The organism is Bradyrhizobium genosp. P, from assembly GCF_049949265.1.
GTDB lineage: Bacteria > Pseudomonadota > Alphaproteobacteria > Rhizobiales > Xanthobacteraceae > Bradyrhizobium.
On the sequence record NZ_CP188195.1, the window covers coordinates 6607945 to 6628980 of the forward strand.

Genomic DNA, 21036 nt, shown 5'->3' on the forward strand with positions numbered 1-21036 from the left:
TCGTCGGGTTTGAAGTTAGGTCGTCATTCCGGGGCTCGCGCAGCGAGAACTATGGTGCGCACTTGCGCACCTGAGAATCTCGAGATTCCGGGTTCGATGCTGCGCATCGCCCCGGAATGACGGAGGAGATCATCCCACATCCGCAAACCGCGGCGGCCGCTTCTCCAAATTGGCTCGCACGGCCTCAGTCTGGTTCGGGCTACCGAGCAGCTTCTGCTGCTCGACGGATTCCGCAAGCAGCGCGGCGGCGGGATCGACCGAGAGATTGTTCAGCATCCGCTTGGCCGCGCGGATCGCGTCCGGGCTCTTGCCGGCGATCTCGCGCGCAAGCTCGAGCGCCGCTGCCCGCGGATCGTCGCAGATGCGGGTGGCGAGGCCGTAAGCCTGCGCCTCCTGCGCCGAGAAGATACGGCCCGTGTAGGTCAGCTCGCGCAGGATGTCGTCGCGCACCAGGCTCGCCAGGATCGGCGTGCCCGCCATGTCGGGCACCAGGCCCCATTTGATCTCCATGATCGACATCCGTGCGTCGGATGACAGGAAGCGGATGTCGGCGCCGAGCGCGAGCTGGAAGCCGCCGCCGAAGGCGACGCCATGGATGGCTGCAATGACCGGCACCGGGAGCTGACGCCAACCCCAGACCGCCTGCTGCGCGAAATTGGCCTTGCCATGGGTGCGCATGGTGAGGTCGCGGCTTTCGTCATCAGGCACCCCGTTACCGCCCGTCTCCTTCATGGCAGCGAACCGCCCCATGTCGAGGCCGGCGCAGAACGCCCGGCCCTCGCCGGACAATACGACCACCCGCACGCCTTTTTCTTTGGACAACCGCTCGGTTGCCGCCACCAGCGCCTCGAACATCGCGGCATCGAGCGCGTTCATCTTGTCCGCCCGCACCAGGCGCACGTCGGCGATACCGTCCGAAATCGATATCGAAACGCGATCTTCCATTGAAATCTCCTCCGCTGTTCCTTGTTGGCGCTTTACAGAAGGGCCGTTGTCCGGTTTTAGTCAATCGACCAATTAACAGACAACCCCGAGGGAGGAAACGATGTTCAGCGATCAACTGCTCGCAGGACGGCGCATTCTGGTGACCGGAGGCGGCACCGGCCTCGGCAAGTCGATGGCCGCACGGTTCCTGCAGCTCGGGGCCGAGGTTCACATCTGCGGCCGTCGCAAGATCGTCTGCGACGAGACGGCGACCGAGCTGATGGGCGAGCATGGCGGCCGCGTGGTCAGCCACGGCATCGACATTCGTAATTCGCTTGCGGTCGACGAGATGATCGAAGCGATCTGGACGACCAGCGGTCCTCTCACCGATCTGATCAACAACGCCGCCGGCAATTTCATCTCACGCTCGGAAGAACTGTCGCCGCGCGGCTTCGATGCCGTCGCCAACATCGTGATGCACGGCACCTTCTACGTGACGCATGCGGTCGGCCGCCGCTGGATCGCGGGCGGCCATCGCGGCAATGTGGTGTCGATCACCGTGACCTGGGTGCGCAACGGCTCGCCCTATGTGGTGCCGTCGGCGATGAGCAAGTCGGCGATCCACGCCATGACCATGTCGCTTGCGATCGAATGGGGCCGGCACGGCATCCGCCTCAACACCATCGCGCCCGGCGAAATCCCGACCGAGGGCATGAGCAAGCGCATCAAGCCCGGCGACGAGGCCGGCGCGCGGACCAAGGCGATGAACCCGATGGGACGGGTCGGCACCATGGAGGAGTTGCAGAACCTCGCGGTGTTCCTGATCTCCGGCGGCTGCGACTGGATCAACGGCGAGACCATCGCCATGGACGGCGCGCAGGCGCTCGCGATGGGCGGCAATTTCTATCAGCTGCGCGACTGGAGCGACGACGACTGGACCAAGGCCCGCGACTCGATCAAGGCGCAGAACGAGAAGGACCGTGCGGCGCGGGGGTGATTTGTCCCCGTCATTGCGAGCGAAGCGAAGCAATCCATGGCGCTGGAGGCGGAGATATGGATTGCGTCGTCGCTTCGCTCCTCGCAATGACGATCGATTGCGTGGCGCGCTCCGAGCAAATATCATCGTGGAGGTAAAATAACAAAACACCCCGGGGGAAACATGTCCGCTGCACAGCAACTGGCGAACCTTGCCGACATGGTGCGCGAGCGCGCCAGGAGCCGCGGCGATGCGCTGGTCTATGAGTTCGAGGGCCGCCAGACCAGTTTCGCCGAGTTCGACATCAAGACCAACCGCGTCGCCAACGCGCTGCTCGCGATGGGCGTCCGGAAGGGCGAGCGCATCGCCTATCTCGGCAAGAACAGCGATTTCTACTTCGAGCTGCTGATGGGTGCAATGAAGGCCGGCGTGGTGATGGCGCCGGTGAACTGGCGGCTCGCAGGGCTCGAGATCGCCTTCATCGTCGACGACTGCAAGGCGCCGGTGTTGTTCACGGGCCCTGAATTCATCACACAGGTCCGAAATATCAGGGACAAGATTCCAAGCGTGCGCACCATCATCACCACCGAAGGCGGCGCACCGGAATGGCCCGGCTATCTCGCTTGGCGTGACGCGCAGAGTGGCGATGACCCGAAGGTTGCGATCGACCCGAAGGACATCGCGATCCAACTCTACACTTCGGGCACCACGGGGAAGCCAAAGGGCGCGATGCTGTCGCACGCCAACTTCCTCAACCTGGTGCAAAGCGGCAACGAAGCCGAGAAGCCGGACTGGAACAAATGGACCACCGATGACGTCTCGCTGGTCGCGATGCCGATCTTCCACATCGGCGGCTCCGGCTGGGGCGTGATGGGCCTCTATCACGGCGCGCGCGGCGTGATCGCCCGCGAGTTCGATCCGACCAAGGTGCTGGATTTCTTCGAGCAGTCCGGCATCACCAAACTGTTCATGGTGCCGGCCGCGATGCAGTTCGTGGTGCGGCAGCCGCGGGCGCGGCTGGTCGACTTCTCCCGCCTGAAATACATGCTCTATGGCGCCTCGCCGATTCCGGCGGCACTGCTGAAGGAGTGCATCGAGGTATTCAAATGCGGCTTCGTGCAGATGTACGGCATGACGGAGACGACGGGCACGATCGTAGCACTTCCGCCAGAAGACCATGTCGAAGGGCTCGACCGGATGCGCTCGGCCGGCAAGGCGCTGCCCGGCATCGAGCTTGCGATCCTCGACGCAGAAGGCAACCGTCTGCCGCCAGGCGAAGTCGGCGAGATCGTCACCCGCTCCGGCTCCAACATGGCCGGCTACTGGAATATGCCCGAAGCGACGGCGCGGACGATCGACAGCGACGGCTGGCTGCGGACCGGCGACGCCGGCTACATGGACGGTGACGGCTATCTCTACATCCACGACCGTATCAAGGACATGATCATATCCGGCGGCGAGAATATCTATCCGGCGGAAGTGGAGAGCGCGATCTGCGACCACCCGGATGTGGCGGAAGCCGCCGTGATCGGCATCCCCGACGACAAATGGGGCGAGGCGGTGAAGGCGGTGGTGGTGATGAAGCCGGGCAAGAGCGCCAGTGCAATCGATATCATCAACTTCACCCGCGAGCGGATCGCGGGCTTCAAGACGCCGAAATCGGTCGAATTCATTCCGGCGCTGCCGCGCAATCCGTCCGGCAAGATCTTGCGGCGGAACCTGCGGGATCCGTACTGGGTGGGGAAGGACCGGCAGGTGAATTGATCGGCTGCTACTCCACTCGCTGTCATCACCCGCTTTCGCGAAAGCGGGTGATCCAGTATCCCAGAGACAGCAGTGATCAAATCGATAGGCCGCGGCGTACTGGATACCCCGCTTTCGCTGGGTATGACGAGTGAACGTATGGCGACGCCGCGCCTCCAGACTCAATGCTTCCCCGCTCCCATGTAACCGAACAGGAAGCCCGCCACCTTGCGCTTCTGGATTTCCTCGCTGCCTTCGGTGATGCGGTAACGGCGATGGTGGCGGTAGATGTGCTCGAACGGTTTGTGACGCGAATAGCCCATGCCGCCATGCACCTGCATCGCGCGGTCGGCAGCCTCGCAGCACAGACGGTTTGCCCAGAAGTTGCACATCGAGACCCGGTCCGACAACGTGTGCTCGACCTGCGCCTGGGTGAGCTGGTCCATCTCCCAGGCGGTCTTGCGGATCAACAGCCGCAGCATCTCGGCCTGGGTGGCAAGCTCGACCAGCGGCCACTGGATCGCCTGGTTCTCGGCGAGCGCCTTGCCGAACGGCTTTCGCTCGCGCGCATATTTCACGCTCTCATTGATGCAATAAACCGCTGCGCCCAGCGAACTCGCCGCCTGGCGGATCCGGTTCTCATGGACAAAACACTGCGCCAGCGACAGGCCGCGGCCGACCTCACCGAACAGCGCATCTTCGGGCACGAACACATCGGTGAAAGAGACGCGCGGGTGATCGGTCGGCATGTTGAAGGTCCACATATACTCCTCGACCTTCACGCCTTCGGATTTCGCGGGCACCAGGAAGCAAGTGATGCCGCGCGCGTCGCCGTCATTGCCGCTAGTGCGCGCGAACAGCGCACAATGCGTGGCGACATGCATGCCGGTCGTCCACATCTTCTCGCCGTCGATGATCCAGCCCTTCACATTGTCACGGGTCCCCGGCACCGCTCTGGTTTCCATGTGCGTGGCATCGGAGCCATGTTCCGGCTCGGTGAGACCAAAGGTGATGCGGTATTTGCCGGTGATGGAACCGTCGATCATCGCCTTCTGCTCGTCGGTTCCGTAGCGATCGATCATGGTCACGATGGGCAGATTGCCGACAATCGAATGCTCGTTCTGCAGATCGTTGTGCAGGCCAAGGCCCTTCGAGGCGAAATGCTCGCGGATCACCGCCATCCAGAGGTTGGAGCCGTCCTTGCCGCCATAGCGCTTCGGGATAGCGAAGCGCAGATGGCCGGCGGCATCGGCCAGATTCTTGGCCTTGCGCAGCAGCGCCTCCCATTCATGCCGCGGCAGGCCGCCATTGTCGAAATCGGTGCGCGCCCATTCGCGGCGATGGTCGAAGAAGCGGATGTTGTCGTCGGCCGCTTCGAGCGGCTTGATCTCGCGCTCGATGAAGTGATCGAGTTCGGCGAGATAGGCTGTCAGGTCAGCCGGCAGATTGAAATCCAAGGCAGTCTCTCCCGGAAAATGTTGTTGATCTTGCTTTTGCGTTTAGGCGCTATCGCGCCTGCGCCTTCAGATCGATTAAGCTGAGAAGCGCGGACCCAAGTCAAGCAGGCGGTTGAGGCTTGCACGCGCGGTGCCTTTGCGTATTTGGATGGCACCGGCCGGCGCGCACGCGCTAGAATGCCAGGCATATTCTTCGCCACAGAAAATCGACGGGAGCCAACATGGATCTGAAATTCTCCAAGGTAACGCGCAAGGGTCCCATCACCATCGTGACGCTGTCGCGCCCCGAGGTTTACAACGCGCTGCATATCGACGCGCATTTCGAGCTCAACAAGGTGTTCGACGACTTCTCCGCCGATCCCGAGCAATGGATCGCGATCGTCACCGGCGCCGGCGACAAGGCGTTCTGCGCCGGCAACGATTTGAAGTGGCAGGCGGCCGGGGGAAAACGCGGCTGGGACAAGGGCGGCTTCGCCGGGCTGACCACCCGCTTCGACTGCGATAAGCCGATCATCGCCGCCGTCAACGGCGTGGCGATGGGCGGCGGATTCGAGATCGCGCTCGCCTGCGACCTGATCATCGCGGCAGAGAACGCCACTTTCGCACTGCCCGAACCGCGCGTTGGCCTCGCCGCGCTCGCTGGCGGCGTGCACCGGTTGCCGCGGCAGATCGGGCTGAAGCGCGCCATGGGCATGATCCTGACCGCGCGCCATGTCAGCGCCAAGGAAGGCCAGGAGCTTGGCTTCGTCAACGAGGTGGTGCCGCAGGGCGAGGCCTTGGCCGCTGCGGAGCGCTGGGCCGAGACCATCGCCAAGAACTCGCCGATGTCGATCCGGGCCTCCAAGCAGGCGATCCAGCGCGGGCTCGAAGTGTCACTGGAGCAGGCGATCGCCGAGCAGCGGGAGTATCCGGCGGTGAAGGCGATGGCGGCCTCGCAGGATTACATCGAGGGCCCGAAGGCATTTGCGGAGAAGCGTCCGCCGAAGTGGCTGGGGAAGTGACCGCTTCCCCCACCGCTTTCGTAGGATGGGTGGAGCGCAGCGATACCCATCAATTGGCGGCACGAAGGCGATGGGTATCGCTTCGCTCCACCCATCCTACGTGTCCAGCTCCCTCTTGTACGACGCGTAGTTCGGCTGATCGACGGCGAGCTTGGCCATCGTGGTCTGCCAGAGATGCTCCGACAGGCCCGGCGTGTTCAGATCCACCTCGCCGCTCGCGATCTTCTCCGATAGCGCACGGTTGAGCTCGACCAGCGAGCCGTCGCTACCGAGCAAGTGCTTCAGCCGCGCAGCCTCGGCCGCGTCGCCCTCGTCTGCCAGCGCAAGCTGCCGCGTCACCAGATCGAGCGCGTTGATGCTAACGCGGAGCTTGAACGCATTGTGGCCCTTGATGACGGGCGTGATCTCGTTGCGCAGGAAGTCGGCGACGGCCTTGATCAGTTCGGTGGGTGTCGGTTCGTCCTGCATGTCACTTCCCTCTCTGTTTGCGCATGATCTATTCCGAAAACCGGATACCACTTTTCGGGATCATACGCGCGGAGCCAGGAGCCTGAGCAGATCGATCTCGGTCTCGGACGAGCGCCGCCCGATCATCGCGCGCTCCATCGAATGATCGGGGCCGGAACGAAAGCGCTGCATCATGCCGCAGCACATGACGCCCCAGCGCAGCGTGCCCATCACCTCCCAGAACATCACCCTGTCCGGATCGGCCTTGCGGCCGGCCTCCGCGTAACCGGCGAACAGCTCCTCACGCGAACCGAAGCCGCCGACCGGCTTGTCGATCTCGCCGAAGCGCCATGAGTTGACGCAGACCCAGCCCAGATCCTCCATCGGATCGCCGAGATGCGCCAGCTCCCAGTCGAGCACGGCGCGAACCCCATCGGGGCCGATGATGAGATTGCCGTGGCGGAAATCGCCATGCACCAGCGTGACATTAGACGACGGGCCGGGATCGTGATCGCGCAGCCAGCGTAGTGCCAGCTCGAACACGGGCCGCGGCCAGTTGAAGCTCTGATATTCGTGCGTGAGTGCTTCGATCTCCTTGGTCGCCGTCATGCTGCGCAGTTCCGGCAGCTTGGCCTGCGGCAGGCCGTGGATACCCGCGATCACGCGGCCGAGTTGCCGCGCCAGGATCGGCCGCGCACTGGCAAATTCCTCGTCACGCAAAATCTTGCGCGCGATGGTCTCGCCTTCGATACGCGCCATGATGAAGCCGCGGCCAAGGCCGTCTTCCGGCGTCAAGACATGCATCACCTTCGGCGACGGCAAGCCCGCGTCATGGGCAAGCTGCATCAGCACAGCTTCCGCATCGAGGCCGGCGGCGCGGCCCGGCGCTGCGCCATAACCCGGCGGTGCACGCCGCAGGATCGCGCCGACATTGCCGGCCGGGTGCACGATGTCGAACGTCCACGTTTCCTGGCTGGCGCCGCCGGACAGCTTTGCCGCGCCCGTGACACCGGTCGCGCCTGACAGGAACGAGGCGGCGCAGCGCTCGAGTTCGGCTTCGATCATTTGCCTGTAAACTTCGCCGGCCGCTTCTCGAGGAACGCGGTGACGCCTTCCTTGAAGTCTGCGGCGCCGCCGGCGATACGCTGCGACTCGAATTCGAGGTTGAGCTGGTCTTCGAACGAATTCTCCGGGCTGTCCCAGTACAGCTTGCGGATCAGCGACAGTGCGACGGTCGGACCGTTGGCGAGTTCGTGCGCGAGCTTCATCGTCTCCTCCATCAGCGCGCCGTCGTCATAGACGCGGTTGACGAGGCCCCATTCCAGCGCTTTCTCGGCCGGCAGCCGCTCGCCGAGCAGCGACAGCTCGACCGAGCGCGCCTTGCCGATCAGCCGCGGCAACATCCAGGTCGACCCGCAGTCCGGCACCAGGCCGATGCGGCGGAATGCCTGCAGGAAATAGGACGAGCGCGCACACAGGATCAGGTCGCCCATCAAGGCGAAGCTCATGCCGGCGCCGGCGGCCGGGCCGTTGACCGCTGTCACGATCGGACAGTGTAGCTTACGCAAACGGCGCAGGAATGGATGGAAGGCGGTCTCGAGCGCAGCGCCGGCATTGCTCTTGCCCGGCTTCTGCTGCGCGGCGCGGCCCTGCAGATTGGCGCCGGTGCAGAACGCGCGGCCCGCGCCGGTGATGACCAGGCAGCGTACCTCGTCACGCTTGTCGTCGATCGCATCGAGCGCCTCGGCAAGGCCGCCCAGCATGTCCATCGACACGGCGTTCATGACCTCCTGATGGTCGAGCTTGAGGATCGCGACCGATCCGTCGAAGTCCAGCGTGACGTGCTTGAACTGCATGGTTTCCTCTTTTCGTTGTCTCGGCGGTTGGTACCGCGGTAGGTCGAATTTGATGCTCCGACCCATATTTGATTTTTGTGCCGGGCTTGTCCATGGTTGCGGCCAAGCTCGTCGCTTGAGCGCACGATTAACGCGCGCCAAACCAAATGGAAACCCCAATGAGTGGCATCTTCGACCTCACCGGCCGCGTCGCTGTGATCACCGGCGGCAATGGCGGCATCGGCCTCGGTATCGCGCAGGCGCTGAACGCTGCCGGCTGCAACGTCTCGATCTGGGGGCGCAACGCCGAGAAGAACGCGAGCGCCGCGGCCTCGATGGCGGCGGGTCCCGGCAAGGTTGCAACCCAAGTCTGCGACGTCAGCGATCCTGCCTCCGTAAAGGCTGCGATGCAGGCGACGCTGGACACCTTCGGCCGCGTCGACGGCTGCTTTGCCAACGCCGGCATCGGCGGCGGCGGACGCCGCGCCTTCATCGACCGCACCGAAGAAGAATGGCGAAAGATGTTCGCGACCAATCTCGACGGCGTCTTCCATGTATTCCAGGTCGCCGCGCGCCACATGACCGAGCGCGCCGAGGCCGGCGACGGTTTCGGCCGGCTGGTCGCGACCTCGAGCCTGGCCTCGCTGTTCGGCACCGCCCGCAACGAGCATTACGCCGGCACGAAAGCGGCGCTGAACGCGCTGTGCCGCGCGCTCGCCGTCGAGCTCGCACGCTACGGTGTCACCGCGAACGCGATCCTGCCCGGCTGGATCAGGAGCGACATGACCGCCGGCATCATGGCCAACGACAAATTCGTGGCCAACGTCATGCCGCGCATCCCGGTGCGACGCTTCGGCGAGCCCTCCGATTTCGGCGGCATCGCGGTCTACATCATGAGCAAGGCGTCATCGTATCATACGGCTGATACCTTCGTGATTGACGGCGGGTATACGGCGTTTTAGGGCTCGCCCTGTCACCCTCACCGGTGTCGTCCCTGCGAAAGCAGGGACCCATACGCCGCGGCTTGTGTGGTGAACGGGACTCGTCGTTCCAGCGACGCGCAATAATTGACATCGGTGGTTGGGTCCCTGCTCTCGCAGGGACGACAGCAGGAGAGCCGGGTACGGCGCGACGCGACGACCGCTTCCGTTGCAAGGAAAGTGCTGTTAGCGTTCGAACCACAGGTAACGAGGAGGATTTCAGAATGTTTTCGCACGTGATGCTCGGCACCAACGACCTCGACAAGGCCAAGACATTCTACGACGCGCTGCTGGCCACGCTCGACGTCCGGCCAGCCAGGGTCGACGGTCACCGTATCTTCTACATCACCAAGACAGGTGTTTTCTCGGTCTCCCAACCGATCAACGGCGAACCGGCGACGCACGCCAATGGCGGAACGATCGGCTTTGCCTCCAGTTCGCCCGAGCAGGTCGAGGCCTGGCACACGGCGGGGGTCGCCAATGGCGGCAAGTCGTGTGAAGAGCCGCCCGGCGTGCGCGAAAGCGCGTCGGGCAAGTTCTATCTCGCCTATCTTCGTGACCTCGACGGCAACAAAATCTGCGCCATGCACCGGATGAGCTGAACCGGGACTTCGTCGAATTCCGCGTTGTGACGACGGCGTTCAAACATTGTTTTAAGCGCCGTCGCCATATTCCGCGATGCGGTAGCGATCATCCGGAAAATCGGCTCGCGCTTCGCAACGCGTACGTTTATTGTACGTCGCGAAGCGCGCATTTCGCCGATGGGAGGAACAAGAATGAAACACGCCTATATCCCGCGAACGACTACCTACAATCTCAATCCAGGTGAAGAACTGAACGATCTCAGGATGTCGGACGAGGTCCGTCCGCTTTACGAGCACGTCAAGAAATTCATCCGCGAGACGGTCGACCCGATGTCCGTCGAGTTCATGCGGCTCGGCGACGGCAAGAAGGACCGTTGGAGCTTCACGCCGGAGCAACTTGCGGTGCTGCAGAAGGCCAAGGACAAGGCGAAGGAGGAAGGCCTGTGGAACTTCTTCCTGCCGGACGATGAGACCGGCCAGGGCCTGAAGAACCTCGACTACGCCTATATCGCAGTCGAGCTCGCGAAAAATCCGCTGGCGTCCGAGACGATGAACTGCTCCGCGCCCGATACCGGCAACATGGAAGTGCTGGAGCGCGTCGGTACCAAGGCGCAGAAAGAAAAGTGGCTGAAGCCGCTGCTCGCCGGGGAAATCCGCTCCGCCTATGCGATGACCGAACCGAATGTCGCCTCCTCCGATGCCAAGAACATCTCGACCAGCGCGAAGCTGGTCGGCGACGAATGGGTGATCAACGGCGAGAAATATTACATCTCCGGCGCCGGCGATCCGCGCTGCAAGATCATGATCGTGATGGTGAAGACCAATCCCGACGCGCCGCCGAGCAAGCAGCAATCGCAGATCCTGGTGCCGATCGACACGCCCGGCGTCGAAATCCTGGGGCCGATGCATGTGTTCGGCCACGACCACGCGCCGCGCGGCCACATGCACCTGCGCTTCAACAATTGCAGGGTGCCGAAGGAGAACATGCTGCTCGGCGAAGGCCGCGGTTTTGAAATCTCGCAGGTCCGCCTCGGACCCGGCCGCATCCATCACTGCATGCGAACGATCGGTAAAGCCGAGAAGGCGCTCGACCTGATGGTGTCGCGCGGCCTGACCCGCGAAGCGTTCGGCAAGAAGATCGCCCATCTCGGCGGCAATCTGCAGATCATCGCGCAGGCCCGCTGCGAGATCGAGGCGATGCGGCTGATGGTGCTTAAGGCTGCCAAGGCGATGGACGTGCTCGGCAACAAGGAAGCGCGAATCTGGGTCAGCATGGTGAAAGCCATGGTGCCGGAGCGCACATGCAAGATCATCGACCAGGCTATCCAGATGCACGGAGCCACCGGTATTTCGCAATGGAGCCCGCTCGGCGAGATGTACCAGGACGTCCGCCACCTCCGCTTCGCCGACGGTCCGGACGAGGTGCACTGGATGGTGGTCGGCCGCCACGAACTGAGCATGCCGTAAGGTCTTCCTCCCCTTAGCCCCGCTCTTCGCGGGGAGAGGGTTGGGGTGAGGGGCTGATTCCACAAAGACGGTGAAGAGCGGATTCGCGGAGACTCCCCCTCACCCGTATCGCATCTGCGATGCGATACGACCTCTCCCCGCAAGCGGGGCGAGGTAAGCAAGAAGGGATCTCGCATGGAATACGCCGCTAGCGACCTCAGCCAGCGCGAACGCTACAAGGTACTCACCTCGTTCGTGCTGCCGCGACCGATTGCCTGGGTGACGAGCATCGGCGAGGGCGGCGTGGTCAATGCCGCGCCGTTCTCGTTCTTCAACGTGTTCTGCGAGGACCCACCGCTCTGCATGTTCGCGGCCAACCGCGGGCCCGACGGCCAGGAGAAGGACACGCTGGTCAACATCCGCCGCACGGGCGAGTTCGTGGTCAATCTCGCCGATGAGCCCTTGGCGCGCGCGATGCACGAGAGCAGCGGAGATTTTCCGCCTGACATCGGCGAACCCTCCTATCTCGGCCTGAAGCTTGCGCCATCGAGCAAGGTCGCGGTGCCCAGGCTCGCCGACACGCCCTGGGCGATGGAATGCAAGACCTGGAAGCTGATCGACGTCAATGGCGACCGCCAGCTCATCATGGGCGAAGGCATCAACTTCTACATCCGCGACGAATTGTGGGATCGCGACGCCATGCGCGTGCACATGGAGCGCTATCACCCGATCGGCCGCATGTTCGCCGACCGCTACTGCCGCACCGATGACCGCGTGGTGTTCCCGGCGGCCGAAAGCGCGAAGGGCAAGTAGTTCGTGGGGCGCGTTAGCGTTAGCGTAACCCGCCTCTTTGCGCAGACATGGCCGATTACGCTAACGCTAATCCGCCCTGCGCTGTCCTACGTCGCAGCCGGCTCGCCGATCTTGTCCTGCGTCATGGTCTCGAAATCGCTGGCGTCGTGGCGCTCGTGGAGCTGGCTCGACGGCTCGCCCCAAGTGCGGTTGACCATGCGGCCGCGCTTCACGGCGGGGCGAGCGGCGATCGCGTCGGTCCAGCGCTGCACGTTCTTGTAGTCCTGCACCGAGAGGAATTCGCCGCCGCCGTAGAGCAGGCCTTTCGCCAGGCCGCCGTACCACGGCCATACCGCGATGTCGGCGATGGTGTAGACATTGCCGGCGAGATATTCGTTGTCGGCGAGCCTGCGGTCGAGCACGTCGAGTTGGCGCTTCACCTCCATCGCAAAACGGTCGATGGCGTATTCGATCTTGGTCGGCGCGTAGGCGTAGAAGTGGCCGAAGCCGCCGCCGAGATAGGGCGCCGAGCCCATCTGCCAGAACAACCAGGAGAAGGTCTCCGCACGGGTCTTGACGTCGGTCGGCAGGAAGGCGCCGAACTTTTCGGCGAGGTAGACCAGGATCGAGCCCGATTCAAACACCCGGATAGCCTCCGGCCCGCTGCGGTCCATCAGCGCCGGGATCTTCGAATTCGGATTAACGCCGACAAAACCGCTGCCGAACTGGTTGCCGTCGATCTTGATCAGCCAGGCGTCGTACTCCGCACCCTTGTGCCCCGCCGCCAGCAGTTCCTCCAGCATCACGGTGACCTTGACTCCGTTCGGCGTCGCCAGGGAATAAAGTTGCAGCGGATGACGTCCGACCGGCAATTCCTTCTCGTGCGTGGGCCCGGCGATCGGCCGGTTGATGCTGGCGAAGCGCCCGCCGCTCTCCTTGTTCCAGGTCCAGACTTTCGGCGGCTCGTATGTCGGTACGTCGGTCACTTGGATGGCTCCCTGATTGCGGCCTTGCAGGGTGGGCAAAGGCGCGAAGCGCCGTGCCCACCGTTTACAACTCCGCACTAGATGGTGGGCACGCTTCGCTTTGCCCACCCTACGAAACTGCTTTTTCTCTCCTGCGGAATGCATCGCAGGGACGCGGCAGCGCCTGCGCGCAAGATCGCCGCGGGCGAAACCCGCTTGGCTTGATTGTCCATGATGCGCTAGCGTCGCGGAGCCTGATACAAAGAAGCCCAAGAAGCGGCTCGCGGGAGAGAACGAAGCGATGAAATCACCGATCTGCGACATGCTGGGAATCGAATTCCCCCTGCTCGCCTTCAGCCATTGCCGCGACGTGGTGGCGGCGGTCAGCCGCGCCGGCGGCTTCGGCGTGTTCGGCGCCACCGCGCATACGCCGGAGACGCTGGAGCAGGAGCTGAAATGGATCGACGCGCATGTCGACGGCAAGCCCTACGGCGTCGACGTGCTGATCCCCGAGAACATCTTGACGTCAGGTGAGAAGAACGTCACCTGGAAGAGCCTGGAGAAGCGGGTCTCGCAGGAACATCGCGACTTCACCCGCAATCTGCTGAAAAAATACGACATCGAGCTCACGACCAGGAACGTCGCCGACAACCGGCCGCAGCCGTTCGATGCCGAGACCGCGCTGGAGCTGCTCGACGTCTCGTTCCGGCATCCGATCAAGCTGATCGCCAATGCGCTCGGCGTGCCGCCGAAAGCGATGATCGATCGCGCCAAAAAACACGGCGTGCCTGTGGCCGCACTCGTCGGGGCCAAGGAACATGCCCTGCGCCAGGTCGCGGCCGGCGTCGACATCCTGGTCGTGCAGGGCACCGAGGCCGGCGGCCATTGCGGCGAGGTCTCGACCATGGTGCTGGTGCCCGAGGTGATCAAGGCGATCAAGCCGATCCGCGACGTCCCGGTGCTGGCGGCCGGCGGCATCATGACCGGCAGGCAGATGGCGGCCTGCATGGCGATGGGCGCGGCCGGCGCATGGACCGGCTCGGTGTGGCTCGCCACCGTTGAATCGGAGACGTCGGAAATCTTCCGCGAGAAGATGATCGCGGCGTCCTCGCGCGACGCGGTGCGCTCGAAGGGCCGCACCGGCAAGCCGGCGCGCCAGCTCCGCTCGGTCTGGACCGATGCATGGGACCGCTCGCCCGAGAGCCCCGGCGCGCTGCCGATGCCGCTGCAAAGCATCATCAGCCGCGACGCCTTCAACTCGATCGACCGCGCGGCGGCAGGTGGCAATGCCAAGGCCCGCGATCTCGTCAGCTACTTCGTCGGCCAGGGCGTCGGCCTGATCGACAGCGTGAAATCCGCCAGCGCCGTGGTGCAGGAGTTCAAGGAGGATTTCATCGAGGCCGTCGAGCACATGAATGCGCTGGTGGCGGAGTAGCATATGTGGCCCATCCTTCGAGGCTCGCCCAGCGGCGCAAGTGCGCCGCAAGGCTCGCACCCCAGGATGACGACGTCCATGTAGCCGTCACCCTGAGGTGCGCGCCCTTGCGCGCCTCGAAGGGCGACGGCGTGGCAAAGACCTAACAAGCGAAGCAAGAAGAAATGACAAAATCCCCTCTCCCCGAAGACCGCATTCCCGTCATCGTCGGCGTCGGCGAGATCATCGATCGTCCAACGGACATCGCCGCCGGCCTCGAGCCGCTGACCTTGCTGGAACAGGCGCTGCAGCGCGCCGAGGCCGACAGCGGCACAAAGCTGCTCGGCGACATCCAGTCGCTCGACATCGTCAACTTCCTGAGCTGGCGCTACCGCGATCCCGACAAGCAGCTCGCCCAGCGCCTCGGCATCACACCTGCGCATCTCTATTACGGCCCGGTCGGCGGCGAGAGCCCGATCCGCTATCTGCACGAGGCGGCACAGCGCATCGCGCGCGGCGAATGCAGCGTCGCCGCGGTCTGCGGAGCCGAAGCGCAGTCGACCGCGACGAAAGCGCAGCGCGCCGGGATCGAGTTGCCGTGGACGCCATTCGCGCACGACGTCGAGGAGCCGAAGCGCGGCGCCGCGTTCCAGAAGCCGATGGCGGTGACGCTCGGCGTATTCAGGCCGATCACGGTCTACCCGCTCTACGAGTCCGCTACGTCGGCGCATTGGGGCCAGACGCCGCGCGAGGCGCTGAAGGAATCGGGGGAGCTGTGGTCGACCTATGCGCGCGTCGCGGCCGACAATCCGAACTCCTGGCTGAAGAAGCGCTTCACCGGCGACGAGATCACGACGCCTTCACAGGACAACCGGCTGATCGCGTGGCCCTATACAAAACTGATGGTGGCGAACCCGACCGTGAACATGGGCGGCGCGCTGATCCTGACCAGCCTCGCGAAAGCGCGCGCGGCCGGCGTGCCGGAGGAGAAGCTGATCTATCCGCTCGGCGGCGCGTCCGCCGAGGAGCCCCGCGACTACCTGACCCGCGACCAGTTCGTCGAGAGCCACGCGCAGACTGCCGTGCTGAAAACGGTGATGGACCTCGTCGAGGGCGACGGCCGGAAGTTCGACGCCATCGAGCTCTATAGTTGCTTCCCCTGCGTGCCGAAGATGGCGCGGCGGACGCTCGGTCTCGGCGCGGACGTGCAGCCAACGGTGACCGGCGGACTAACGTTCTTCGGCGCGCCGCTCAACACCTACATGACGCATGCGGCCTGCGCGATGGTGCGGAAATTGAGAAACGGCGGCAAGCTCGGCCTGCTCTACGGCCAGGGCGGCTTCGTCACCAAGCATCATGGCCTCGTGCTGTCACGCGCGGCGCCGATGGAAGCGCTCAAGCAGGACATCAGCGTGCAGACGGAAGCCGACCGCCATCGCCAGAAGGTGCCTGATTTCACGACCTCCGCTCAAGGCAAGGGCAAGGTCGAGGCTTTCACCGTGATCTACCGTGCCAATGGCGAGGTCGAGCACGGCGTGACGATGCTGCGCACCGAAGACGGCCAGCGGACGCTGGGACGGATTCCGGCGAGCGATAAGACGACGCTCGCCTATCTGCAGAACATGGACCGCACGCCGGTTGGCGCACTCAGCGACATCGTCACTGCCGGTGACGGCATGCTGGAATGGCGGGTTGGATGACTCCGTCGCCCCGCCCTTGCGGGGTCGAGACGAGCGAAGCTCGCTCTTAGGGGGTTGGGGTGAGGGGCTCTCTCCGCAAATTTCGAAAGACGTGAGCAAGCGGAGACTCCCCCTCACCCGGATCGCATCTCGCGATGCGATCCGACCTCTCCCCGCAAGCGGGGCGAGGTGACGGGTAGCGAGCCTCGCCCCTACCCCTTCACGTCCTGCTTTTCGGAGGCGGTGGTCGGCTTGCCCTTGGCGCCGACACCGGTCACGCGCACATGGTCGCCGTCGGCCAGGCCATCCGGCGGCGCGGTGATGACGCGGTCGTCGGACGCAAGGCCCGACGCCAGCTCGATCTCCTTGCCCATATCGCGACCGATCGTCACCGTCTTGAACAGCACCTTGTCGTCCGGGCCCACCGTCGCGACCCGCAATCCGCTGCTGTTGAAGATCAGCGCGCTGGCGGGAATGCTCAGCGGCGTGGAATCGCGCTGCAGGCTGAGCTTCACGCTGGCATAGCCGCCCGGCATCAGTTCGCCCGCGGGATTATCGAGGCCGAGTTGCATCCGCGTGGTGCCGGAGGCCACATCGACGGCCTGCGAGGAGGCTTCCACCGTCGCCTGGAACGTCCGGTTGGGATATTCCGGCATCGAGATGGTGGCCTTGGCGCCGATCTTGATCGCCGGCACGTAGGTCTGCGGCACGTTGACATAGACGCGCAGCTTCTTGATGTCGGAGACCACAAACATCGCGGGGCCGGCGGTGCCGCCGGCGTTGATCAGCGCGCCGACGTCGGTGTCGCGCGCCGTCACCACGCCGTCGAAGGGCACCGTGATCTTCTTGTAGCCGGCGAGTGCTTCCAGCCGCTCGACATTGGCCTGGCCCGAATTGACCGAGCCGACCTTGTTGGAGAGGTCGGCGGTGCGCTCGTCGATCTCCTGCGCCGAGACGAAGTTCGACGCCACCAGCGTCTTGCGCCGGTTAAGCGTAGCCTCCGAAAGCTTGGCGCTGGCCTGCGCGCTCGCCAGGTCGGCGCGCGCCTGCAGCAATTGCTGGTCGAGGTCGGGGGCCTCGATTTCGGCAATCACCTGACCGGCCTTGACCCTCGCGCCGATATCCACGCTCCAGCTCTTGAGGTATCCGGACACCCGCGCAAAGATCGGCGCGCGGTAGTAGGCTTCCAGCCGGCCCGGCAGATCGATCGTGGGGCTTGATGCCTTGGCGTTGGGGAAGGCCACCGCAACGGTCGGAATGGCCTGATCCTCGGTCCAATCCTTCAGCTGCGTGCCCTGCTCCTCGCGGGCGCGAATGCCGGTGCCGACGATCAGGCCTGCGGCGATCAGCGCCACCACGCCGAATATGCCCAGTTTCCGGCGCGACACCGGCGGGCGCTGTTCAGTGGGCGGCATGCGGGATCTCCGATGAGGCGGTGGCTTTGGCGCCTAGTTTCTTGTGTACCATACTGAATACCACGGGAACGAACATCAGCGTTGCGAATGTTGCAAAGATCAGGCCGCCGATCACGGCGCGGCCGAGCGGAGCATTCTGCTCACCGCCCTCGCCCAGCCCCAGCGCCATCGGCGCCATGCCGATGATCATGGCCAGCGCGGTCATCAGCACCGGGCGGAACCGGACGAACCCGGCATCCAGCGCGGCCGCGACGGGGTCGCCGAGTTCCTCATAGCGCTCGCGGGCGAAACTGATCACGAGCACGCTGTTGGCGGTCGCCACACCCATGCACATGATGGCGCCGGTCAGCGCCGGCACCGACAGCGTCGTCTGGGTCGTGAACAGCATCCAGACGATGCCCGCCAGCGCGGCCGGCAGCGCCGTGATGATCACGAACGGGTCCGACCAGGACTGGAAGTTCACGACGATCAGGAAATAGATCAGCACCACCGCGCCGAGCAGGCCGAACATCAGGCCGGTGAAGGCTGAGTTCATGGTCTGCACCTGGCCGAGCAGCACCACGGACGAGCCCTTCGGCACCTCCTTGGCGGTCTCTGATATCAGCGCCCGCACCTCGGTGGCGACAGCGCCGAGGTCGCGGCCCTGCGTCGTCGCGTAGATCTGCACCAGCGACTGGATGTCGTATTGCGACACCACCGCGCTCGACGTCGACCGCTTGATGTCGGCGATGCCGCCGAGGATCGGCGCCTGCGTGTTGCCGGTCGCGGTGATCGGCAGCGTCTGCAGCGCGCTCAAGGAGTCGATCTGGTACTGCGGCGTCTGCATCACGATCGAATAGGATACGCCGTTGTCGGGGTTGAGGTAGTAGGTCGGCGCGACCTGCGAGGAGCCGGCGAGATTGACCACGAGGGCGTTGGTGACGTCGCGCTCGGTCAGGCCGACATATTGCGCGCGGGTGCGGTCGACATCGATGTTGAATGTCGGGCTGTTCGGCGATTGCTGGATACGCGCATCCGCGATTCCGGGAATCCGGCGGATCCTGCCGAGCAGCTTGGAGGCATAGGCGAAGTTCGCTTCGATGTTGGCGCCGCGGATCTGCAGGTCGATCGGGGCCGGCGCGCCGAAGTTCAGGATCTGGCTGACGATGTCGGCCGGCAGGAACGCGAAGCTGACACCCGGGAACAGCCGCGGCAACTGCTCACGCAGCGTGCGCACGTGCTCCTCGGTCGGCCGGTGGCCTTCCTTCAGCTTGATCTGGACGTCGCCGTCCTGCGAGCCGATGATGCCGGTGTTGTTGTAGGTCATGTTGATGCCGGAGATCGGCATGCCGATATTGTCGGTCAGGGTCTCGATCTCGCCGGGGATCAGCTTGCGGATCGCTTTCTGGATGTCGGCGAGCTGATTGGCGCTCTCCTCGACGCGGGTGCCGACCTGGGTGCGGACATGCATCAGGATATTGCCGGCGTCGACCGACGGGAAGAAGTTGCGTCCCAGGAACGGAACCAGCAGGAACGACGCAGCCACGACGGCAAGGAAGCCGGTCACGAACACCGCGCGGTGGCCGAGCGCCATCGCCAGCAGGCCGCGATAGCCGCTGCGGATGCGTTCGAACCGCGCCTCGAAACCGCGCTGGACCCAGACCAAAGGATTGCGCGACTTCGGCGGCGCGCCCTCGTGATCCACATGCGCCTGCAACAAATAGTTCGCCATGGTCGGCACCAGGGTGCGCGACAGGATGAACGACCAGATCATCGCGAACATCACGGCTTCCGCCATCGGCACGAACAGGAAGCGCGCCACGCCGGTCAGGAAGAACATCGGCACGAACACGATGCAGATGCAGAGCAGCGAGACAAAGGCCGGCGTCACGATCTGGTTGGCGCCGTCGAGGATCGACTGCTCGACCGGCTTGCCCTGCTCGAGGTGATAATTGATGTTCTCGATCGTCACCGTGGCGTCGTCGACCAGGATGCCGACCGCGAGCGCAAGGCCGCCGAGCGTCATGATGTTCAGCGTCTCGCCGATCGCCGACAGCATGATGATGGCGCCGAGCACCGACAGCGGGATCGACACGGCGATGATGACCGTCGAGCGCCAGCTGCCGAGAAACAGCAGGATCATGACGCTGGTGAGCAGTGCTGCGATCACGCCCTCGAAGGCGACGCCCTTGATCGCGCCGCGGACGAACACCGACTGGTCGCCGATGAAGCCGATCTTGAGCGCATCCGGCATCTGGTCCTTGACGTCGATCACCTTCTGCTTGATGCCGGAGATGATATCGAGCGTCGAGGTCGCGCCGGCCTTCAGCACCATCATCAGCACCGAACGATTGCCGTCGACGTGGACGATGTTGGTCTGCGGCGGGTTGCCGTCGCGCACGCTGGCGACGTCGCGCACATAGACCATCGCGCCGTTGACGGTCTTGATCGGGAGGTCGCCGAGCTCCTCGATCTTGAGCGGCGAGTTGTTGAGATTGACGGTGTATTCGAAGCCGCCGATCTTCTGGGTGCCGACCGGCGTGATCAGGTTTTGGGCCGCGAGCGCGTTGGCGACGTCCTGGCCCGACAAGCCGCGCGCCTGCAGCGCCGTCGAGTTGAGATCGATCTGGATCTGACGCTGCTTGCCACCGAACGGATAGGGGATCGCAGCACCCGGCACCGTGACCAGCGGCGTGCGCAGCTGGTTGATTCCGATATCGGCGAGGTTCTGCTCGGTCAGGCCTTCGCCCGACAGCGCGACCTGGATGATCGGCACGGTGGACGCGCTGTAGTTGAGGATCAACGGCGGCGTCGCGCCCGGCGGCATCTGCTTGAGCAGGGTCTGCGAGATCGCCGTGACCTGCGCATTGGCGGTGCGGATATCGACGTTGGGCTGGAAGAAGATCTTGATGATGCCAAAGCCGTTATAGGAATTGGCGGTGATGTGCTCGATGTCGTTGACCGTCGTGGTCAGCGCGCGCTGGAACGGGGTGGTGATGCGCCCCGACATCTGGTCCGGCGGCAGGCCGGTGTACTGCCAGACCACACCGATCACGGGAATGCGGATGTCCGGAAAGATGTCGGTCGGCGTGCGCAGCGCCGCCAGCGGTCCAATGATCAACAGCAGCAGCGCGAGCACGACGAAAGTATATGGCCGGCTCAGCGCGATACGGACCAGTGCGATCATAGAAAGGGGATTCCTAAAATTCCCGAAAAAGCCTGCCCAGGCAAGGGAATCGGCGTTCCAAAAAAAGCCGTTCCACGCCAGCACGATTTACCCGATGCGAAGCGAAACGCCAACCCGTGGAGCCCCGGGGGCCTTCACTTCCTTGGCATAGCTCGTGAGACCGCTGGTCCCGCCGGTGGCGGCGCTGCCAGTGCGCGTTCAGGCATCGGCCC

17 protein-coding genes are annotated in these 21036 nt (G+C 64.2%); 9 read left to right on the forward strand and 8 right to left on the reverse strand.

Annotation, left to right across the window (positions count from 1 at the left end; translation table 11 throughout):
* Positions 1-129: 129 nt before the first annotated feature.
* Positions 130-945: a crotonase/enoyl-CoA hydratase family protein gene (locus ACP2YO_RS31755; RefSeq protein WP_426435081.1), complete on the reverse strand. Its 816-nt coding sequence runs from the start codon at positions 943-945 to the stop codon at positions 130-132.
* Positions 946-1045: 100 nt separating this feature from the next.
* Between ACP2YO_RS31755 and ACP2YO_RS31760 the strand changes: the two genes are divergently transcribed.
* Both ACP2YO_RS31760 and ACP2YO_RS31765 read left to right on the forward strand, forming a co-directional pair.
* Positions 1046-1921: an SDR family oxidoreductase gene (locus ACP2YO_RS31760; RefSeq protein ID WP_426435082.1), complete on the forward strand. Its 876-nt coding sequence runs from the start codon at positions 1046-1048 to the stop codon at positions 1919-1921.
* A gap of 162 nt (positions 1922-2083) precedes the next feature.
* Complete coding sequence (locus ACP2YO_RS31765; protein WP_426435083.1) at positions 2084-3664, forward strand: fatty acid--CoA ligase; 1581 nt, start codon at positions 2084-2086, stop codon at positions 3662-3664.
* Between the two features lie 161 nt (positions 3665-3825).
* Here ACP2YO_RS31765 and ACP2YO_RS31770 read toward each other — a convergent pair whose 3' ends face one another.
* Positions 3826-5100, reverse strand: a complete 1275-nt coding sequence (locus ACP2YO_RS31770; RefSeq protein WP_426435084.1) for an acyl-CoA dehydrogenase family protein — start codon at positions 5098-5100, stop codon at positions 3826-3828.
* Positions 5101-5321: 221 nt separating this feature from the next.
* Between ACP2YO_RS31770 and ACP2YO_RS31775 the strand changes: the two genes are divergently transcribed.
* On the forward strand, positions 5322-6101 hold the full coding sequence (locus tag ACP2YO_RS31775) for an enoyl-CoA hydratase-related protein (protein ID WP_426435085.1): 780 nt from the start codon (positions 5322-5324) through the stop codon (positions 6099-6101).
* 96 nt (positions 6102-6197) lie between these two features.
* Here ACP2YO_RS31775 and ACP2YO_RS31780 read toward each other — a convergent pair whose 3' ends face one another.
* From ACP2YO_RS31780 to ACP2YO_RS31790, 3 genes are read right to left on the reverse strand one after another with little or no spacing between them, the layout of a single operon-like run.
* Positions 6198-6569: a DUF6285 domain-containing protein gene (locus ACP2YO_RS31780; protein ID WP_426435086.1), complete on the reverse strand. Its 372-nt coding sequence runs from the start codon at positions 6567-6569 to the stop codon at positions 6198-6200.
* 60 nt (positions 6570-6629) lie between these two features.
* Positions 6630-7613 (reverse strand): phosphotransferase family protein, encoded by a 984-nt coding sequence (locus ACP2YO_RS31785; RefSeq protein ID WP_426435087.1) that lies wholly within the window; start codon positions 7611-7613, stop codon positions 6630-6632.
* The gene (locus tag ACP2YO_RS31790; RefSeq protein WP_426435088.1) at positions 7610-8404 is read right to left on the reverse strand and encodes an enoyl-CoA hydratase/isomerase; all 795 of its coding nucleotides are present in this window, start codon (positions 8402-8404) and stop codon (positions 7610-7612) included. The genes ACP2YO_RS31785 and ACP2YO_RS31790 overlap by 4 nt, the downstream gene beginning before the upstream one ends.
* Before the next feature lie 158 nt (positions 8405-8562).
* Here ACP2YO_RS31790 and ACP2YO_RS31795 point away from each other — a divergent pair, with 158 nt between their 5' ends.
* The 4 genes from ACP2YO_RS31795 to ACP2YO_RS31810 all read left to right on the forward strand — a co-directional run bounded on the left by ACP2YO_RS31795 (position 8563) and on the right by ACP2YO_RS31810 (position 12206).
* Positions 8563-9345, forward strand: a complete 783-nt coding sequence (locus ACP2YO_RS31795; RefSeq protein WP_426435089.1) for an SDR family NAD(P)-dependent oxidoreductase — start codon at positions 8563-8565, stop codon at positions 9343-9345.
* A 242-nt stretch (positions 9346-9587) separates the two neighbouring features.
* Positions 9588-9965 (forward strand): VOC family protein, encoded by a 378-nt coding sequence (locus ACP2YO_RS31800; protein ID WP_426435090.1) that lies wholly within the window; start codon positions 9588-9590, stop codon positions 9963-9965.
* Positions 9966-10139: 174 nt separating this feature from the next.
* Complete coding sequence (locus ACP2YO_RS31805; RefSeq protein WP_426435091.1) at positions 10140-11414, forward strand: acyl-CoA dehydrogenase family protein; 1275 nt, start codon at positions 10140-10142, stop codon at positions 11412-11414.
* 174 nt (positions 11415-11588) lie between these two features.
* Positions 11589-12206, forward strand: coding sequence for a flavin reductase family protein (locus tag ACP2YO_RS31810; protein WP_426435092.1), 618 nt, complete (start codon positions 11589-11591; stop codon positions 12204-12206).
* Positions 12207-12292: 86 nt separating this feature from the next.
* On the opposite strand, the gene yghU is transcribed toward ACP2YO_RS31810, so the two are convergent.
* Positions 12293-13171 carry a glutathione-dependent disulfide-bond oxidoreductase gene (yghU, locus tag ACP2YO_RS31815; protein WP_426435093.1) on the reverse strand — a complete coding sequence of 293 codons (879 nt, stop codon included), beginning with the start codon at positions 13169-13171 and terminating at the stop codon, positions 12293-12295.
* 280 nt (positions 13172-13451) lie between these two features.
* Between yghU and ACP2YO_RS31820 the strand changes: the two genes are divergently transcribed.
* Together ACP2YO_RS31820 and ACP2YO_RS31825 are read left to right on the forward strand one after the other, a co-directional pair.
* The gene (locus tag ACP2YO_RS31820; RefSeq protein ID WP_426435094.1) at positions 13452-14585 is read left to right on the forward strand and encodes a nitronate monooxygenase; all 1134 of its coding nucleotides are present in this window, start codon (positions 13452-13454) and stop codon (positions 14583-14585) included.
* Positions 14586-14749: 164 nt separating this feature from the next.
* Positions 14750-16264: an acetyl-CoA acetyltransferase gene (locus ACP2YO_RS31825; protein WP_426435095.1), complete on the forward strand. Its 1515-nt coding sequence runs from the start codon at positions 14750-14752 to the stop codon at positions 16262-16264.
* Between the two features lie 191 nt (positions 16265-16455).
* Here the strand turns inward: ACP2YO_RS31825 and ACP2YO_RS31830 are convergent, their stop codons facing one another.
* Together ACP2YO_RS31830 and ACP2YO_RS31835 are read right to left on the reverse strand one after the other, a co-directional pair.
* The gene (locus ACP2YO_RS31830) at positions 16456-17658 is read right to left on the reverse strand and encodes an efflux RND transporter periplasmic adaptor subunit (protein ID WP_426435096.1); all 1203 of its coding nucleotides are present in this window, start codon (positions 17656-17658) and stop codon (positions 16456-16458) included.
* Complete coding sequence (locus ACP2YO_RS31835) at positions 17645-20824, reverse strand: efflux RND transporter permease subunit (RefSeq protein WP_426435097.1); 3180 nt, start codon at positions 20822-20824, stop codon at positions 17645-17647. Before ACP2YO_RS31835 ends, ACP2YO_RS31830 begins: the two co-directional genes overlap by 14 nt.
* Between the last annotated feature and the right edge of the window lie 212 nt (positions 20825-21036).

Coding starts and splice junctions, on each gene's coding strand:
- ACP2YO_RS31755 (WP_426435081.1), bottom strand. CDS start 945: ATGGAAGATCGCGTTTCGATATCGATTTCGGACGGTATCGCCGACGTG.
- ACP2YO_RS31760 (WP_426435082.1), top strand. CDS start 1,046: ATGTTCAGCGATCAACTGCTCGCAGGACGGCGCATTCTGGTGACCGGA.
- ACP2YO_RS31765 (WP_426435083.1), top strand. CDS start 2,084: ATGTCCGCTGCACAGCAACTGGCGAACCTTGCCGACATGGTGCGCGAG.
- ACP2YO_RS31775 (WP_426435085.1), top strand. CDS start 5,322: ATGGATCTGAAATTCTCCAAGGTAACGCGCAAGGGTCCCATCACCATC.
- ACP2YO_RS31780 (WP_426435086.1), bottom strand. CDS start 6,569: ATGCAGGACGAACCGACACCCACCGAACTGATCAAGGCCGTCGCCGAC.
- ACP2YO_RS31785 (WP_426435087.1), bottom strand. CDS start 7,613: ATGATCGAAGCCGAACTCGAGCGCTGCGCCGCCTCGTTCCTGTCAGGC.
- ACP2YO_RS31790 (WP_426435088.1), bottom strand. CDS start 8,404: ATGCAGTTCAAGCACGTCACGCTGGACTTCGACGGATCGGTCGCGATC.
- ACP2YO_RS31795 (WP_426435089.1), top strand. CDS start 8,563: ATGAGTGGCATCTTCGACCTCACCGGCCGCGTCGCTGTGATCACCGGC.
- ACP2YO_RS31800 (WP_426435090.1), top strand. CDS start 9,588: ATGTTTTCGCACGTGATGCTCGGCACCAACGACCTCGACAAGGCCAAG.
- ACP2YO_RS31805 (WP_426435091.1), top strand. CDS start 10,140: ATGAAACACGCCTATATCCCGCGAACGACTACCTACAATCTCAATCCA.
- ACP2YO_RS31810 (WP_426435092.1), top strand. CDS start 11,589: ATGGAATACGCCGCTAGCGACCTCAGCCAGCGCGAACGCTACAAGGTA.
- ACP2YO_RS31820 (WP_426435094.1), top strand. CDS start 13,452: ATGAAATCACCGATCTGCGACATGCTGGGAATCGAATTCCCCCTGCTC.
- ACP2YO_RS31825 (WP_426435095.1), top strand. CDS start 14,750: ATGACAAAATCCCCTCTCCCCGAAGACCGCATTCCCGTCATCGTCGGC.
- ACP2YO_RS31830 (WP_426435096.1), bottom strand. CDS start 17,658: ATGCCGCCCACTGAACAGCGCCCGCCGGTGTCGCGCCGGAAACTGGGC.
- ACP2YO_RS31835 (WP_426435097.1), bottom strand. CDS start 20,824: ATGATCGCACTGGTCCGTATCGCGCTGAGCCGGCCATATACTTTCGTC.